At 52.7% G+C, this 15630-nt stretch carries 12 protein-coding genes; 8 read left to right on the plus strand and 4 right to left on the minus strand.

The genetic code is table 11. The annotated features are described in order from the left end of the window. Positions 1-395: 395 nt before the first annotated feature. The 8 genes from gltB (at position 396) to ACYVI1_RS09530 (ending at position 9646) form a co-directional block, all read left to right on the plus strand. Positions 396-4970 carry a glutamate synthase large subunit gene (gltB, locus tag ACYVI1_RS09495; protein ID WP_460909229.1) on the plus strand — a complete coding sequence of 1525 codons (4575 nt, stop codon included), beginning with the start codon at positions 396-398 and terminating at the stop codon, positions 4968-4970. After that, a complete protein-coding gene (locus ACYVI1_RS09500; RefSeq protein ID WP_460909231.1) occupies positions 4970-5302 on the plus strand; it encodes a DUF6883 domain-containing protein in 333 nt (110 codons plus the stop codon). Before gltB ends, ACYVI1_RS09500 begins: the two co-directional genes overlap by 1 nt. A 6-nt stretch (positions 5303-5308) precedes the next feature. After that, on the plus strand, positions 5309-5545 hold the full coding sequence (locus ACYVI1_RS09505; RefSeq protein WP_460909233.1) for a DUF4926 domain-containing protein: 237 nt from the start codon (positions 5309-5311) through the stop codon (positions 5543-5545). Beyond that, positions 5542-5967, plus strand: coding sequence for a DUF29 domain-containing protein (locus tag ACYVI1_RS09510; RefSeq protein ID WP_460909235.1), 426 nt, complete (start codon positions 5542-5544; stop codon positions 5965-5967). Before ACYVI1_RS09505 ends, ACYVI1_RS09510 begins: the two co-directional genes overlap by 4 nt. A 99-nt stretch (positions 5968-6066) precedes the next feature. Further along, entirely contained in the window at positions 6067-6306 is a 240-nt protein-coding gene (locus tag ACYVI1_RS09515) for a DUF4160 domain-containing protein (protein ID WP_460909237.1), read from the plus strand. Further along, the gene (locus tag ACYVI1_RS09520; protein WP_460909239.1) at positions 6287-6622 is read left to right on the plus strand and encodes a DUF2442 domain-containing protein; all 336 of its coding nucleotides are present in this window, start codon (positions 6287-6289) and stop codon (positions 6620-6622) included. Before ACYVI1_RS09515 ends, ACYVI1_RS09520 begins: the two co-directional genes overlap by 20 nt. Before the next feature lie 6 nt (positions 6623-6628). Then, positions 6629-8134 carry an HNH endonuclease domain-containing protein gene (locus tag ACYVI1_RS09525; RefSeq protein WP_460909241.1) on the plus strand — a complete coding sequence of 502 codons (1506 nt, stop codon included), beginning with the start codon at positions 6629-6631 and terminating at the stop codon, positions 8132-8134. Between the two features lie 21 nt (positions 8135-8155). Next, positions 8156-9646 (plus strand): glutamate synthase subunit beta, encoded by a 1491-nt coding sequence (locus ACYVI1_RS09530; RefSeq protein WP_460909243.1) that lies wholly within the window; start codon positions 8156-8158, stop codon positions 9644-9646. An 89-nt stretch (positions 9647-9735) separates the two neighbouring features. Here the strand turns inward: ACYVI1_RS09530 and ACYVI1_RS09535 are convergent, their stop codons facing one another. The 4 genes from ACYVI1_RS09535 to ACYVI1_RS09550 all read right to left on the minus strand — a co-directional run bounded on the left by ACYVI1_RS09535 (position 9736) and on the right by ACYVI1_RS09550 (position 15609). Continuing rightward, positions 9736-11418 carry a fatty acid--CoA ligase gene (locus ACYVI1_RS09535; RefSeq protein ID WP_460909245.1) on the minus strand — a complete coding sequence of 561 codons (1683 nt, stop codon included), beginning with the start codon at positions 11416-11418 and terminating at the stop codon, positions 9736-9738. 247 nt (positions 11419-11665) lie between these two features. Further along, complete coding sequence (locus ACYVI1_RS09540; RefSeq protein ID WP_460909247.1) at positions 11666-12646, minus strand: Gfo/Idh/MocA family protein; 981 nt, start codon at positions 12644-12646, stop codon at positions 11666-11668. A gap of 360 nt (positions 12647-13006) precedes the next feature. Next, positions 13007-13801 carry a linear amide C-N hydrolase gene (locus ACYVI1_RS09545; protein ID WP_460909249.1) on the minus strand — a complete coding sequence of 265 codons (795 nt, stop codon included), beginning with the start codon at positions 13799-13801 and terminating at the stop codon, positions 13007-13009. Then, positions 13798-15609 (minus strand): carboxypeptidase-like regulatory domain-containing protein, encoded by a 1812-nt coding sequence (locus tag ACYVI1_RS09550; protein WP_460909252.1) that lies wholly within the window; start codon positions 15607-15609, stop codon positions 13798-13800. The genes ACYVI1_RS09545 and ACYVI1_RS09550 overlap by 4 nt, the downstream gene beginning before the upstream one ends. Positions 15610-15630: the final 21 nt, after the last annotated feature.

The raw sequence follows: 15630 nt of genomic DNA on the forward strand, positions 1-15630 counted from the left end.
TATCGGAGTAGCCTTGATTAGGTCAGTAGAATTTGACGAAATAATTGATACTGAGATTCACCGTTTGTATCCAAACGCACTAAAACCAGTACAATAGGCCGGGAGATGAACTATCTGGAGGAGTTGTATAGTCACTTTTCAAGAAGAATTATAATCAAATTCACAATTCGTACCGTGAGGTATTAAATTCTGGCAAATGCTGTTTTTACCAAATTTTTTTGGTAGTATATTGCGTGACTTTGTCACAAACGCCCGTCAGCCCGACGACCTGCTACTGATTTAATTTCCCCGTCGGGCTACTCATTAATTTAGATTTTCTTAACAATCGCCCCTGTTTTTTGTGATTCTTTCAATTAGAATCCTGAATCGGAGGCTTATCCAACGCTGTTACGACCATGTCTGATCAGGTTGACCACTTGGCGGGCCTTTATCGCCCCGAGTTTGAACACGACAACTGTGGCATCGGCTTTGTGGCCCATATCAAAGGCCGTAAGTCGCACCAAATCGTATCGGATGCTCTCCAGATGCTCCGGCGGATGGAACACCGGGGCGCGGTAGGTTCCGAACCCAACTCCGGCGATGGCGCAGGGCTGCTCATCCAGATTCCGCACGAGTTTTTTGTGGACGAAACCCGTAAGCTGGGCGTCCACCTGCCCCCCGCCCTCGAATACGGCGTGGGCATGGTGTATTTTCCCAAAGATGTATGGCTGCGCGAAGAATGCCGGGCCGTGCTGAACCGGAAGATGAAAATGCTGGGGGTTGAACTCCTCTGCTATCGGGTAGTGCCGGTCAATAACAGTGACCTCGGCAATGGCTCGCGCTCGTGCGAACCGCAAATGGAACAGGTGTTTATCAAACGCCCCGCCGACATCACCAATGCCGAAGACTTTGAGCGGAAACTTTATATTCTCCGTAATTACAGCACCCGCATCATCAACGAAACCATTGCGGGCGTTGATACCTTCTATTTCTCGTCGCTCTCCTGCCGAACCATTACCTATAAAGGGCAACTGACGACGCTCCAGCTTGAGCCGTATTTCCCCGACCTACAGAACGAAGAGGTCGTCTCGGCACTGGGCGTGGTGCATTCGCGCTTTTCCACCAATACGTTCCCGTCGTGGAAACTGGCCCAGCCGTTCCGCTACATTGCCCACAACGGCGAAATCAACACCGTGCGCGGCAACGTGAACTGGATGAAAGCCGCCGAAGGGCTGCTCGAATCGGCCAAATTTACTAAAGACGAAATGGACATGCTACTGCCCATCTGCGACCAGCGGCAGTCCGATTCGGCCAACCTCGACAATGCCATTGAACTGCTGGTGATGAGCGGACGGTCGCTGCCGCACGTGATGATGATGCTCATTCCCGAAGCCTGGGATGGTAATCAGCACATGGACCCCGTCAGGAAGGCGTTCTACGAGTACCATGCCGCCCTGATTGAGCCCTGGGATGGCCCGGCGTCGATTTCGTTTACCGATGGCCGCATCGTGGGCGCTACCCTCGACCGGAACGGCCTGCGCCCCTCGCGGTTCTGGGTTACCAATGAGGACGTGGTTATCATGGCGTCGGAGGTGGGCGTGCTCGACATCGACCCGTCTAAAGTGGTCTCGAAAGGTCGTTTGCAGCCCGGTAAGATGTTTTTGGTCGATATGGAGCAGGGGCGCATCGTGTCGGACGAGGAGATTAAAGCCGACATCTGTTCCCGCCAGCCGTATCAGCAATGGCTCGATACCAACAAGATTAAAATCCAGGATTTAGAGGCCCCCATTCGAACCTACAATCATTACGACCCGGCCAAGCTGCTCAAGATGCAGCAGGCGTTCGGCTTTACGTCGGAAGACATCAGGATGATTCTGGCCCCCATGGTCGAAACGGGCAAGGAAGCCCTCGGCTCAATGGGAACCGACGTGCCGCTGGCCGTGCTGTCGGAGCAGAGCCAGCACATGAGCCACTACTTCAAGCAGTTGTTCGCGCAGGTAACCAACCCACCCATTGATTCCATTCGGGAGCGGTCCATCATGTCGCTCATTTCGTTTGTGGGCGCAACGTATAACCTGCTGAGTGAATCGCCCGAACACTGCCGTCAGGTTGAACTCGACCAGCCGGTTTTGACCACGCAGGAGTTCGACAAACTGCGCTTCATCGACCGGCCGAACTTTCAGGCCAAAACCATCAACTGCCTGTTCACCGCCGACGGGCAGGGCCGCTCGCTCGAACGAGCCCTCGACCGGATTTGCCGCTATGCCGAGGATGCGATTCTGGACGGGTACTCGATTCTGGTGCTGTCCGACCGCGCTATCGACTCCAGCCACGCGCCCATTCCGTCGCTGCTGTCCACGTCGGCCATTCACCACTACCTGATTTACAAAGGCTTGCGGGGTAAAGTTGGGCTGGTGGTCGAAGCGGGCGATGTCTGGGAAACCCACCACGTAGCTACCCTCATTGGCTACGGTGCATCGGGTATCAATCCCTACATGGCCTTCGAGACGATTGCCAACATGAAAGAAAAAGGCTTGCTGACGGTGGATTACGACCTCGACAAGCTCACTAAAAACTACGTGAAGGCCGTCAATGGCGAGTTGCTCAAAATCTTCTCGAAGATGGGCATCTCGACCCTGCAATCGTATCAGGGTGCCATGATTTTCGAGTGTCTGGGTCTGAATCAGGATGTGGTCAATCGGTATTTTACAGGTACGGTGTCGCGCATTGGCGGCATGGGGCTTGATGAAGTTGCCCGCGAGATTCTGGTGCGGCACTGCGTGGCGTTCCCCGAAATGCCCGTGTCGGCTCCCCGGCTGGAAGTGGGCGGCATTTATCAGTGGAAACAGCGGGGCGAAAAGCACATTTTCAATCCCGATACGATTCACCTGCTGCAACAATCCACGAAGAAGAATGATTATTCCATCTTCAAGAAATACTCGAAGCTCATTGACGACCAGACGCAGAAGGCCATCACCCTGCGCGGTCTGCTGAAATTTAAGAAAGGCGCGTCGGTGCCAGTCGACGAGGTTGAACCCATCGAAAGCATCTTCAAACGCTTTGCTACGGGGGCTATGTCGTTCGGGTCAATTTCGTGGGAAGCCCACACTACGCTGGCCATTGCCATGAACCGCATTGGTGGCAAGAGCAACTCCGGCGAGGGGGGCGAAGACGAACTGCGCTACACACCGCTCGAAAACGGCGACAGCATGAATTCGGGCATCAAGCAGGTCGCATCGGGGCGTTTCGGCGTCACGAGCTATTATCTGACCAACGCCCGCGAACTGCAAATCAAGATGGCGCAGGGAGCCAAACCCGGCGAGGGTGGTCAGTTACCCGGCTTCAAAGTCGATGACTGGATTGGCCGGACGCGCCACTCTACGCCCGGCGTGGGCCTGATTTCGCCCCCGCCCCACCACGATATTTATTCCATTGAAGATTTAGCCCAGCTTATTTCCGACCTCAAAAACGCCAACCGGGATGCCCGCATCAGCGTCAAGCTCGTGTCGGAAGCGGGCGTCGGCACGATTGCTGCCGGGGTAACCAAAGCCCATGCCGACCACATCCTGATTTCGGGGCATGATGGCGGCACGGGAGCCTCGCCCCTGTCGAGCATTCGCCACGCGGGTCTGCCCTGGGAATTAGGTCTGGCCGAAGCCCATCAGACGTTAGTAAAAAACAAACTGCGCGGTCGGGTAACGGTGCAGGCCGACGGACAGATGCGTACCGGTCGTGACCTCGCCATTGCCGCCCTGCTGGGTGCTGAGGAGTTTGGGGTGGCCACGGCTGCACTGGTCGCTACGGGCTGCATCATGATGCGGAAGTGCCACCTGAACACCTGCCCGGTGGGGGTGGCTACGCAGAATAAGGAACTCCGCGCCCTGTTTACGGGCAAGCCCGAACATGTCGTGAACATGTTCACCTTTCTGGCGATGGAACTCCGCGAGATTATGGCCGAACTGGGCTTCCGCACCATCAACGAAATGGTGGGGCAGGCGCAAATGCTCGAACTCCGCGATAACCTGCCGCACTGGAAATACAAAAACGTCAACCTCGACGCGCTGCTCTACAAAGAGCCAACGAACTTAGACGTGGCCCTCTTCAAGCAGGAAGAACAGAATCACGAACTGGACCATGTACTCGACCGCAAACTGATTGACCTGGCGCAACCCGCGCTGGCGTCCGGCGAGTCGGTGTATGGCGAATTTCCGGTGCAGAACATCGACCGGAGCATTGGCACGATGCTGTCCAACGAAATCTCGAAAGTGTATGGCGGTCCGGGTTTGCCCGATAGCACGATTCACGTCAAACTGCGGGGAACGGCGGGTCAGAGTTTCGGGGCGTTCGCTACGGCGGGCATTAAACTCGAACTCGAAGGAGATGCCAACGATTACTTCGGTAAGGGGCTCTGCGGTGCCCAACTGATTGTGTATCCTGACCGGACAGCGACGTTCAAACCCGAAGAAAACAGCATCGTCGGCAACGTGTCGTTCTACGGAGCCACGTCGGGCGAAGCCTTCATCCGGGGCATGGCGGGAGAGCGGTTCGGCGTCCGCAATTCCGGGGCTAAAGTGGTGGTGGAGGGCGTAGGCGACCACGGTCTGGAGTACATGACGGGTGGTTTAGCCATTATTCTGGGCCTGACCGGGCGCAACTTTGCCGCCGGGATGTCGGGTGGGGTAGCGTATGTGTATGATCAGGACGGCACGTTTGCCTCCAAAGTAAACCCCGAAATGGTAGACCTGGAAACCCTCACCGATGAAGACCAGGGCATCATCCGCGAATATGTCGAGAAGCATTTCCAGTACACCACGAGCAACGTAGCCCTTGCCCTGATTCAGGACTGGGATAACCAGATTGGCCGGTTTGTGAAGGTGATGCCCGGCGATTTCCGGCAGGCGCTGGCCGGTCGGGGCATCTCGCTGGCCGAGCAAATCCGCGATAAAAGCGTTGTTTATCAGGACATAACAGTGGATGTGACGCACGGGTGATGACTGTTCCTTATGCCCATAACGCTGAAATTCCTGACAGAAAACTTACTGGCTACCTACTCGACCACGCTCATCCTCAAAATAACGGTAAAGCTGCGTTCTACGAAATAGTAGGCTTTACCAAAGAAAATTCGGATGAGTTGCGAACAGCCTTGTTGAGTCATGTTCTCACTTATGAAGTTGCAAAGTTCATTCAAACTGACTTTGGGATTCGTTACGTTGTAGAGGGTTGGATGCAGTGCCCAAATGGGAAACAATACCCAATGCGGTCGGTATGGTTTATTGACAACGGCGAGAAAATCCCTAAATTAGTAACAGCATATCCAAACTGAGAGGTTATGATTAACGAAAGTGATTTGGTCGCACTGCTTATCGATTTGCCTGATGCTGATTTAGTGCGTGGTGACGTGGGCACTGTTGCTATGATCCATGGCGACCAGAAAGGATTTGAGGTTGAGTTTGTAAATGCGGATGGTAAGACAATCGCCGTGGAAACACTTCACCAAAGTCAAATCAAGAAAATCAAGCAGGAAAAAGCGATCTTACACGTTTCAGAGATGGAATTACAGCTATGAAAAACTGGGAAGAAATAACATCGCATTCAGAACTGCTGGCCGCACAGGAAATCAAGCAGTCACTCCACGAAGGCAATCTGGCCGATGTGGAGGAAGGTTTATCGCAATTGATTGACACAATGGCACGTTCGGAGAAGCGTGCGTTGCAGAGTCAGCTTATCCGGCTTATGATGCACGTAATAAAATGGCACATTCAGCCCGATAAACGGTCACGTAGCTGGCTAATAACGATTAAAAACGCTCGCTACGAAATAAAGAGCCTTCAGAAGTTTACCCCTTCCCTCAACACTGACTTTGTAAACAGCATTTGGGACGAATCCTTGACTGAAGCAACTGATGAAGCAGAAACCGAGACAGGTTTGTCAGCAGAGCATGTTGAGTTAACCTGGGAAGATGTGTTTGACAAGCCGTATACGCTTTAGATAAATGGGAAAACCTACCGGATTTTTAGAATTCACGCGCGAACTCCCCAAAAAGCGCGACCCGCAGCAGCGGTTTTACGATTTATCCCCTCGCTGTTGATGTCGGTCGTTCTTTTTATTAACGGATATAAATTCAAGTTTTACAGTAACGAAAACGACGAGCCTCCTCATATTCACGTCACGAAAGGTAGTGGTAAGGCTAAATATTGGTTGACACCGTCTGTTGAGGAAGAGTATAGCTATGGATTTACTGTTCGTGAACGTCGTGACATTCGAGAATTAGTTTTGGCAAACAGCACCCTGTTAATTGACAAATGGAATGGCTATTTCGGAAAATGAGATTTTAGACAAGCCAGCAAAGGACCCGCTCGACAAATTAATTTTTGAGCAGGGCTTACGCATTAAAAAACTGTTCTTCGATACCGAACTGGACTTGATGCTTATCTTATTAACCAACGGTCGGGTACTGAATCTGAAACTATCTGGTTTTGCCCGACTTAAAAACGCAACGGCTGAGCAACTTGCCAGTTATGAACTGGAAGATAACGGCATAGCCGTAAGTTGGGAATCATTAAACGAAGACCTGTCCGTTCGCGGCTTCATCAAACAGGCTGCTTTGGAAGAAACCTTATTTCATTTGGCGAAAGTCGTTTAAATTATAATGAAAAGGCAATTATCAGACAGCGAAAAGCAACAAGTAAAAACTCAGCAAATAGATAGAGATGGTTCTCTTCGCTGTTTTATCTCAGGTGAAGTTATTGGTGAAGACGACACTGTAGAATACGACCATATTCTACCTTTTTCTAAACAAGGAGATACTAATTTATCGAATATAAGAGTCGTTTTAAAAGAATATAATCGTAGAAAATCCGACCAGTCCCTATACGAAGTTCGAGATAATCTAAAACTGGAGCGATTATTCAATGAAAAAAAGAATAACATAAAGCTCCAAGATATTTTTGAACTTAAGGAAATCACTAAAAAATCATTCCACACTAATATTGAAGATGGTATAATAAAAATTGATGACGGTGTTGACTGCAAAAATTTCACTTTACTATTTGATAACATTCTGAATGTCTCGTATTTCTACGGACGGATTCCGATTAAATGGCTCGAAAATGATGACCAAGAGGGTCTCCAACCGAGAGTAATTGATTATAAGAGGTTAATAATTTTAAGAGATCACTTGAAAGATCATCCACAGTTAGCGCCATCCATCGCACGATTGATAGATAATCGTATTAAATTGTTTGATGGTCAGCATAAGTTAGCAGGCCAAGTATTAAATAATATTTCTGAAGTAGATATTAAAGCATATTTATCCCCAAGCGAGTTTGATAAAGCGAAAAAATTGTTTGACGACTTGATGATCACTAATCTTGATGCTCACTCAAAACTCAAACAGATTCCGTTTTACACATCTACGTTGCTTGATAGATTATCCGTAATTTACAAGGAAATGCTTGACGAGTTCACCTCTACAAAACCTGTAGAGAAGCACTCAGAAGCAAATTTTGTAAATTTTCTTATATCCGAAAAACAACATAGCAGAGCAGATGCTAAACAAATGTTAAAGAGCGCGATTCGAGTCAATGCTCTTGAGTTGTCAGCTATAAAAGAGTACACTGCAACTGCCTCTAAAGATGCAAATTTTGCTTTATCAATTGACTTATTGAATACCGTTGTATTCCCTAATACATTGTATTTAGAGCCATCATCAGCAAATTTTAAGTCTACAGGCGATTATCGCGATGCGGAGTTAGAGAATTTTAAAGTATTAGCTGCTTTATTAGTCCAATATGGGAATTTACCAAATTGGGTGCCTAATATTCGAGGAAAATCGTTGACTAACATACAACTGAAGGCCCGTAGAATTTGGCATAAAGGTTCTGTACTAACTTGGGCACCGTACCTGAAAAGTATATTAGGTGTTGCTTTCGATTTCGTTACAAATGACGATAGAGAAAAACTACTATATAGAGAAACAATTGATGTTGATCAAAAAGGCCGCATAGCTAATTGTTTACAGAGACTCTTTGGGCATCCGATGTGGGATGAACCAGAGGGTGAACTTGATACTTTTTTAGTATCCGCTAAGAGACAAGACGACTTATTCAACCGTAAAGGTCTCTCAGAGCGATTTGTCTTGATTGGAAAAAATTAGATACTACATAGTGTACTACCAATGGGAAAACCTACCGGATTTTTAGAATTCACGCGCGAACTCCCCAAAAAGCGCGACCCGCAACAGCGGATTCATGATTACAAGGAAATCGAGATGCCGCATTCGGAGCAGGACTCCGGGCGGCAGGCAGCCCGCTGCATGGACTGCGGTACGCCGTTCTGTCATAGCGGCTGCCCCCTGGGCAACATCATTCCTGAGTTCAATGACGCGGTCTATGAACAGAACTGGGCCTATGCTTATGAGATTCTGGCCAGCACCAACAACTTCCCGGAGTTCACGGGCCGCATTTGCCCGGCTCCCTGCGAAGCGTCGTGCGTGCTGGGCATCAATAAACCGCCCGTTGCCATCGAGTTCATCGAAAAATCAATTGCCGAAGTCGCCTTTGAGCGCGGCTACGTAACGCCGAAACCGCCGAAGGAGCGCACCGGCAAACAGGTGGCCGTTGTGGGGTCTGGCCCAGCGGGGCTGGCGGCTGCGGCTCAACTTAATAAAGCAGGCCATACGGTAACGGTGTTCGAGCGGGCCGACCAGATTGGCGGTTTGCTGCGCTACGGCATTCCTGATTTCAAACTCGAAAAGTGGACCATCGACCGCCGACTGGCCGTTATGGAGGCCGAAGGAATCACCTTCAAAACGGGCGTAAACGTCGGCAAAGACCTGAAAGCAAACGACTTGCTTGAGCAGTTCGACTTAGTCATGCTGACGGGTGGGTCAACCGTGCCGCGCGATTTGCCGATTCCGGGCCGCGATCTGAAGGGCATATACCCGGCCATGGAGTTCCTGAGCCAGCAGAACAAGCGCAACGCCAACCGGCCGTTGGTGGTTGACCACCAGGGCGAAATTTACCTGGATAACGACCTGCGGGCAACGGGCAAAAACGTGGTGGTGATTGGCGGGGGCGATACGGGTTCCGACTGCGTAGGCACCTCGAACCGGCACGAAGCCAACAGCGTGACCCAAATCGAACTCATGCCGATGCCGCCCAAAGACCGGGCCGAAAACACCCCCTGGCCCAACTGGCCCATGATGCTCCGTACCAGCACCTCACATGAGGAAGGCTGCGAGCGGCACTGGTCCATCAATACCAAAGAATTCATTGGTGATGAAAATGGCAATCTGAAAGCGTTACGCATCGTTGACCTGACCTGGAAGGCCGAAAATGGCCGGATGCAGATGGTCGAGTTGCCCGGTTCAGAGCGCGATATCCCCTGCGAACTGGCCCTTCTGGCGGCTGGCTTCCTGCACCCCCAGCATAATGGCCTGCTTGACGACCTCGGCGTTGACTACGACGAGCGCGGCAACGTGAAAGCCACGAATTACCAGGCAACCACCAACCCGAAAGTTTTTGCGGCTGGCGACATGCGCCGGGGGCAATCGCTGGTAGTGTGGGCCATCTCGGAAGGCCGTGAAGCCGCCCGTGCCGCCGATGGCTACCTCATGGGCGAAAGCCTGCTCGAAGCCAAAGCCGTGTCAATGATTGAGGTGGTATAAACGGATACAAGTACAAACTTTCCCGTAAGCAGTCTTACGATACTCGGATAAGCAAAAAGCTCCTAATCAATGCGTTAGGAGCTTTTTGCTTATCCGAGTATCCCCTCCTTCATCTCGCTGCGAATTCTTTTTTTATCAAGTTTGCCAACGCTCGTTTTCGGAATTTCAGTCACCAGTATGATGCGGTCAGGAACATACCACTTGTTTAACTCGCCCTGCGCTACTCGGGCCTGTAGCTGTGCCCGAATCTGCTCGGAGGTCAGGCTCCCGACAACATCGGGCTTCAGCACGACCAGCGCGTGGGGCCGCTCGCCCCAGCGTTCATCGGGCAGGCCCACCACCGCCGATTCGGCTACCCCCGCCACCTGCGACAAAGCATCTTCCATATCGAGGGATGAAATCCACTCGCCCCCGGTCTTAATAACATCTTTGGTTCGGTCGGCTACCAGCACCCAATGGTCAGGCGTGATGCTGGCCACGTCGCCCGTATGCAGCCAGCCCCCGCGCCAGAGTTCTTCGGCCCGTTCGGGGTCGTTGTAGTAGCCCTGCGTCATCCAGGGGCCACGCGCCACCACTTCGCCGAGCGAATGGCCGTCGTGCGGCACAAAATTCCCGTCATCGTCCATGAGCCGCAGTTCCACAAAGGGCGAAATCCGACCCGCACGGGTCCGGTAGTCAATCTGCTCGTCGGCAGACAGAGCCCGTTCCTCTTCGTTCAAATGTGTGATGCTCATGATTGGGGCGGTTTCCGACATACCGTAGCCCTGAAATACCTGAATGCCCAGGTCGGTGGCGGCTTTGGCCAGACCTTTGGTTAGGGCTGAACCGCCAATGATGACTTTCCAGCGACTCAACTGCGCCCGGAATTGCTGAACCGCCGGACTACTGACGAGCATGTTCAGAATCGTTGGCACGCAGTGCGAAAACGTAACGCCCTCTTTCAGCAGCAATTTCAGCAGCAGTTCGGGTTCGTAGCGACCCGGCAGCACCTGTTTAGCCGCAAGCGTGACCGCCAGGAACGGGAACCCCCAGGCATGAACGTGAAACATGGGCGTAATGGGCATATACACATCCTGTGCCGCGTCGAACGGTACGGCCTTATAACCAGTCGTGCACATCATTAGCCCCATCGTGTGCATGAACAACTGCCGGTGTGAAAAGTAAACACCCTTCGGGTTGCCGGTCGTGCCGGTCGTATAAAAAGTAGTAGCCCACGTATTTTCGTCAAAATCCGGGAAGTCATAATCAGGCGATGCTTCGCGCAGGAGCGCTTCGTATTCGCCGGCAAAACCATCCGGCACCGGCACCGAACCGGCGTCGGAATAAACGTTGTCGCTGATGACAATGAAGCGGTCGGCGGTGGTGAGCTGCCCCCGGACCGCCTGAAGAATCGGCAGGAAGTCCTCGTGAATCAGCACGAGTTTATCTTCGGCATGATTCATCGTGTACAGAATCTGGGCAGGCGACAGCCTCACGTTCACCGTGTGCAGAATGGCCCCCATGCCCGGCACGGCAAAAAACGCTTCTAAATACCGATGGCTGTCCCAGTCGAGGACAGCGACGGTATCGCCCGGCCCAACGCCGTGCTGAACCAGCACATTGGCTAACTGCTGAACGCGCCGGTTGAACTGCCGATAGTCCATCCGAAACAAATCGCGGTAAACAATTTGGCGTTGGGGTTCGTATTTCAGCGATTGGGCCAGCAGGTTTTTCAGGAGCATCGGCGTTTCGTGGGCCGACGCTGTGCGTGGAATTAGTTTGGTAGGCAGCATAAGGAAGAAAATTGTCTTTTGCAAAGATAAAATTGACTTCCAAACTGACAAGTTAATTTATCAGTTGTTACCTAAATAAACGAATAGCGCGGGAGCCAGGACGGGACTGCCTTCATCACCCAGCCTGCAGCCCCTGCCTGACAGCTCTCGCTCCCCTGCGTCTGACGCCCAAAGGGGCCTGTGCCGGGTAGGGATTGTTTGACACTAAACCTAAAAGATTTTGGAAACCTTTTAGGTTTGGAGCAGTCTACCGTCTGGTTATCCAATCCAGGATGGCGCTGGACCGCGCGCCGGTTTCGCCCGTGCTGGGGCTTTTGCCTTCACCCCGTAAGTCTTTCACAATCAACTCAATCAGGGGTTGCTGCACGTGCTCTGGAAATGGAATCGTATGTTGCGCCGACCCTGTTTCCGTTTCGACGGTGATGATGAAGTTCTCGAAGAACGAAAACGTGATTTTCCCTTTGGAACCGATAAGCTGCGTTTGCTCGATGCGCTGCTCTTTGTTCACCGTATAGCACCAGCTTCCGGTTCCCAGCACGCCCGACTCGAATTCAAACTGGGCCACCACAATGTCGTCGGCGGCATACAGTCCGGCCTGATTCCGGGCGATGCCGCTGGCGGTTTTGATGGGGCCAAGTGCATATTCCAGAAAATCGAACTGGTGCGACGCCAGGTCGTGAAAAAGCCCGCCCCCCGACATGGCCGGAGAAACCCGCCAGTTGGGTTCTGGCCCTTCACCCATTTCTCTGGCCGCCAGTTGCCAGTTCAATTGCACCGACACATACCGAATATCACCAATAGCCCGCTGGTCGATGAGTTCTTTCACCTTGAGAAAATACGGCAGTGCCCGGCGGTAAAATGCCACAAACAGCGGCACGCCCGTTTCCCGGCTCACCTGGTTCATAGCCGCGCATTCGTCGGCGTTGAGCGCCATTGGTTTCTCCACATACACGGGTTTTCCGGCGCGCATGGCCCGAATGGCGTAGTCGGCATGGCTGTCGGGTGGGGTCGCCACGTACACCGCGTTAACGTTGGGGTCGTTAATCAGGGCGTCGGCATCGTCGTACCAGGTTGGCACATTGTGTCGTCTGGCATAATCGGCGGCTTTTTCGGCATCCCTCCGCATCACGGCCACCACCGTTGAATCAGGCACTTTTGAGAAGGCCGGGCCGCTTTTCACTTCGGTTACGTCTCCGCAACCAATAATTCCCCACTTGATTTGATCCATTTGGCTACTAACAGATTGATACATTAAGCTGAATTCACCCCCATGCAGAGCCTCTTTTCAGGGGGTTGGGGGTGAATTCAGGTAGGTTCTGATACTATTTATAAAAGCAGATTAGTTCATAGTTTACCGTAGACCCGTTAACTGATGTTACGCCCGGTCTATTGCTACGCCCCTACGGGGCTGAAGCCGATGGGGTGCGACAGGCTACCAAAGCTAACGCCCCTACGGGGCTGCGGAATGGTGCTGGTTCAGCCCCGTAGGGGCGTTAGCTTTGGTAGCCTGTCGCACCCCATCGGCTTCAGCCCCGTAGGGGCGTAGCAATAGACCGGGCGTAACATCAGCTGTTAATTCAGAAGCAGGTTATTTTTTAGCGAACAGCGCCGATAGGCGTTGGCGACGGCTTCCTTTTCGCAATTCATGCGTCAGATTTATCCGCACTGCCCGCCTGAAATCTGCGTGCTGATAAATCCAGACATCGCCGGTTGTCAGGTCATACACGTTGGAATAAACGGTTAACTCGCCCTGATGCGTTTTGGCCAGAATTCGGGTGGCGTTGACCCGTGTTGCCGACGAGTCGGCAGCGAGCAGGACAGTGGCCATCTGGTAGCGTTCGCAAACCGGCTCATTCCCGTAGTCAGGATCGCTAAGATTGAAGTTTGTGAGCAACTGGAACGAGTGGCCCATTCGCTTGTGCAACACCAGTTTTCCGTCGTAGGCACCCAGCACAACCGAGGCTCCACTTTTGTCGGCTAAGGTCATATGCACCCGTTCCAGGTCGGGCAGCCGGTAGCGTTGCAGAAACGAAATTGCCTCGTTTATGGTGGCGCAACGCTCCAGTAAAGCCTGCCAGATAGAGCCGTTGAAGATTAGTTTCTGCCCGAAGTCGAGGGGAACGAAGGGCGTAGCGGTTCCGTCGAAAAACAAACCGGTGGTGTTCATGCCCCCCTGTAGTTGCCCATCGCTGGCAAACCCAAAGCCGACAAATCCGTAGCGCCCTTTTGCCGGAGCACGCACCACAACCTCCGCATCCTGAGCCGTCCAGTCTTCATGATTGGCGACCAGTACATGGTTGCCGCTCGTGAGCACCAGAATCAGGCAGGCATAGGCGGGCTGTATGCCCAGCAGCACGCTCAACAGAGCAAGAAATCGGTTCATGGCTGAATAGCGGTATGTTGAAAGCGCACCCGAAGGTCGGGGCGCATTTTGGGACCGTTGCCCGTGAAGTCGGCATAGGTCGCTAAGCCAATCTGAACGGTATCGGGGAAATCAGCCCGGTCGATGGTTTTCAGCAGGGTCCAGTTGGCTTCGTCCGGCGGGCGGGCCGACAGGCTGAAGCGGGCACCCTGTCGTTCGATACGCAAATACCATTCCATAGCGGCCGCCTTTGTCGGCTGCACCGCCGACTGCCCACGAACCGTATTCTGTAATAGTAGTTTCAGGTTCGCGTTGCCGCCCGTTCCTACGCCCAGAAACAGGTGATTTTCCGCGTCGCCGGTTGCCTGACGAATCAGCAGCCCACCCGCCTGAAAGCCCCGGTCCGGCGCGGCTGTGGTATCGGTTGCTTTGCTGACCTGCACCCGCGTTTCGACCCTGAAATTACCCTGACGCGTTTGGTAGAGCATTGGCCCGGTTTCGGCATCTTTCCAGCCCGACTTCATGAGGGGTTTCATCAGGATAGCCCCCTGTTGCTGATACAGTTTGACGGACTGCGGCTTAAAAACCTGCCAGACCGAGTCGACTACCGACCCATTGGTGGCCTCCTGCCGGTCGAATCCAGCGACAATAGCGCGCACGGCTTTGGTGGGGCTAATGATCGTATTCTGCCCCCAAAACGCTTCGTCGTAGTCGGTGGCGAGGTTAATGATCAAATTTTTGGGAAGCCATTTATCCGATGAAGCGATGGGTTGAACCGGGGCTGTGCTGCGCTCCGTTATCACCAGTTCCGTCGTTATGGCCACCTGTAAGTCGAGTTCTTTTTTGGGCTGTTGGTAGCTCATCGACTGATCAACGGCGGCAAACGCTAACTGCCATTTTCCGTTGGCAAAGCGGTAATCGGCCCGGACATCCTGCTGCTGGCGTTTGAGGGTGATGTTGAGCACCTTCGCCATTACTTTATCGGAACCGGTCAGATGCTTCAGGTAAGGCAGCCCACGCGGACTCAGGCCTCCCTCAAACCGGACAACGGCGTAGGTATCGGCGTCGATGAAAACAGTGCCTTTCTGAAGCGATTCCCTAACGCCTTCTTTCTGGTCGAACCGAACCGTGTACACTTGCCGCGCATCCAGCGTGGTCATCGAATCGAGCGCGTATTCATATTTATCGAGGAAATCGGGTTGCAAAAAAGTTGGCGGATTCAGGCGAATGTCCAATCCGGCCGCCAGCAGTGGCCCACCGCCCGGATGAAAATCGTCGAACAATCGGGTGGCTTTCACATCGTTGCTGGCCCGGCCCTGCACCAGCCGAAGCTGAAGAGTTTCCTTTTTACCCGGAAACGACAGCAGGTCGAAAACAGCCTCGGCTACGGACAGGTAGTCGGTCTGGTCACGAATTATTTCCCGGTAGAATCCCCGCACCTGTTCGGGTTCCTGCCCGTAATTTACCGGCATAGCGGCAATGGTTTTCTGAATCAGCGCCTGCGCTTTTTGGGGTTTGACCGTGACTTCGGCCAATTGGATAGCTGCCGGCTGCAACATGACCCTAAGTTCAGCCAGAACAGCAACCTGCTTTGGTTGATAGCCAAGCCGTGAGAGCGAAAGCGAATCCGCCTGAGACGACAGCATCAGCCGAAAATCGCCATCCTGATTGGTCATTGTGCCAATAGAACGGGGCTTGTTCGTCACGACATAAACATCGGTCAGCGGTGAGCCGTCCGGGCTGGTTACGTGCCCCGTTATCAGCCGTGTTTGTGCAATCGTCTGACCGGCTATTCCGCCACTGAACGCCAGAACCAAAATCCATTTCATACCCTTTTTTTTGTCATAAAC

The sequence above is a fragment of the Spirosoma areae genome (assembly GCF_054781775.1).

Bases quoted from the DNA above. Each gene is read 5' to 3' on its own strand.
- gltB (WP_460909229.1), top strand. From the start codon at position 396: ATGTCTGATCAGGTTGACCACTTGGCGGGCCTTTATCGCCCCGAGTTT.
- ACYVI1_RS09500 (WP_460909231.1), top strand. From the start codon at position 4,970: ATGACTGTTCCTTATGCCCATAACGCTGAAATTCCTGACAGAAAACTT.
- ACYVI1_RS09505 (WP_460909233.1), top strand. From the start codon at position 5,309: ATGATTAACGAAAGTGATTTGGTCGCACTGCTTATCGATTTGCCTGAT.
- ACYVI1_RS09510 (WP_460909235.1), top strand. From the start codon at position 5,542: ATGAAAAACTGGGAAGAAATAACATCGCATTCAGAACTGCTGGCCGCA.
- ACYVI1_RS09515 (WP_460909237.1), top strand. From the start codon at position 6,067: ATGTCGGTCGTTCTTTTTATTAACGGATATAAATTCAAGTTTTACAGT.
- ACYVI1_RS09520 (WP_460909239.1), top strand. From the start codon at position 6,287: ATGGCTATTTCGGAAAATGAGATTTTAGACAAGCCAGCAAAGGACCCG.
- ACYVI1_RS09525 (WP_460909241.1), top strand. From the start codon at position 6,629: ATGAAAAGGCAATTATCAGACAGCGAAAAGCAACAAGTAAAAACTCAG.
- ACYVI1_RS09530 (WP_460909243.1), top strand. From the start codon at position 8,156: ATGGGAAAACCTACCGGATTTTTAGAATTCACGCGCGAACTCCCCAAA.
- ACYVI1_RS09535 (WP_460909245.1), bottom strand. From the start codon at position 11,418: ATGCTGCCTACCAAACTAATTCCACGCACAGCGTCGGCCCACGAAACG.
- ACYVI1_RS09540 (WP_460909247.1), bottom strand. From the start codon at position 12,646: ATGGATCAAATCAAGTGGGGAATTATTGGTTGCGGAGACGTAACCGAA.
- ACYVI1_RS09545 (WP_460909249.1), bottom strand. From the start codon at position 13,801: ATGAACCGATTTCTTGCTCTGTTGAGCGTGCTGCTGGGCATACAGCCC.
- ACYVI1_RS09550 (WP_460909252.1), bottom strand. From the start codon at position 15,609: ATGAAATGGATTTTGGTTCTGGCGTTCAGTGGCGGAATAGCCGGTCAG.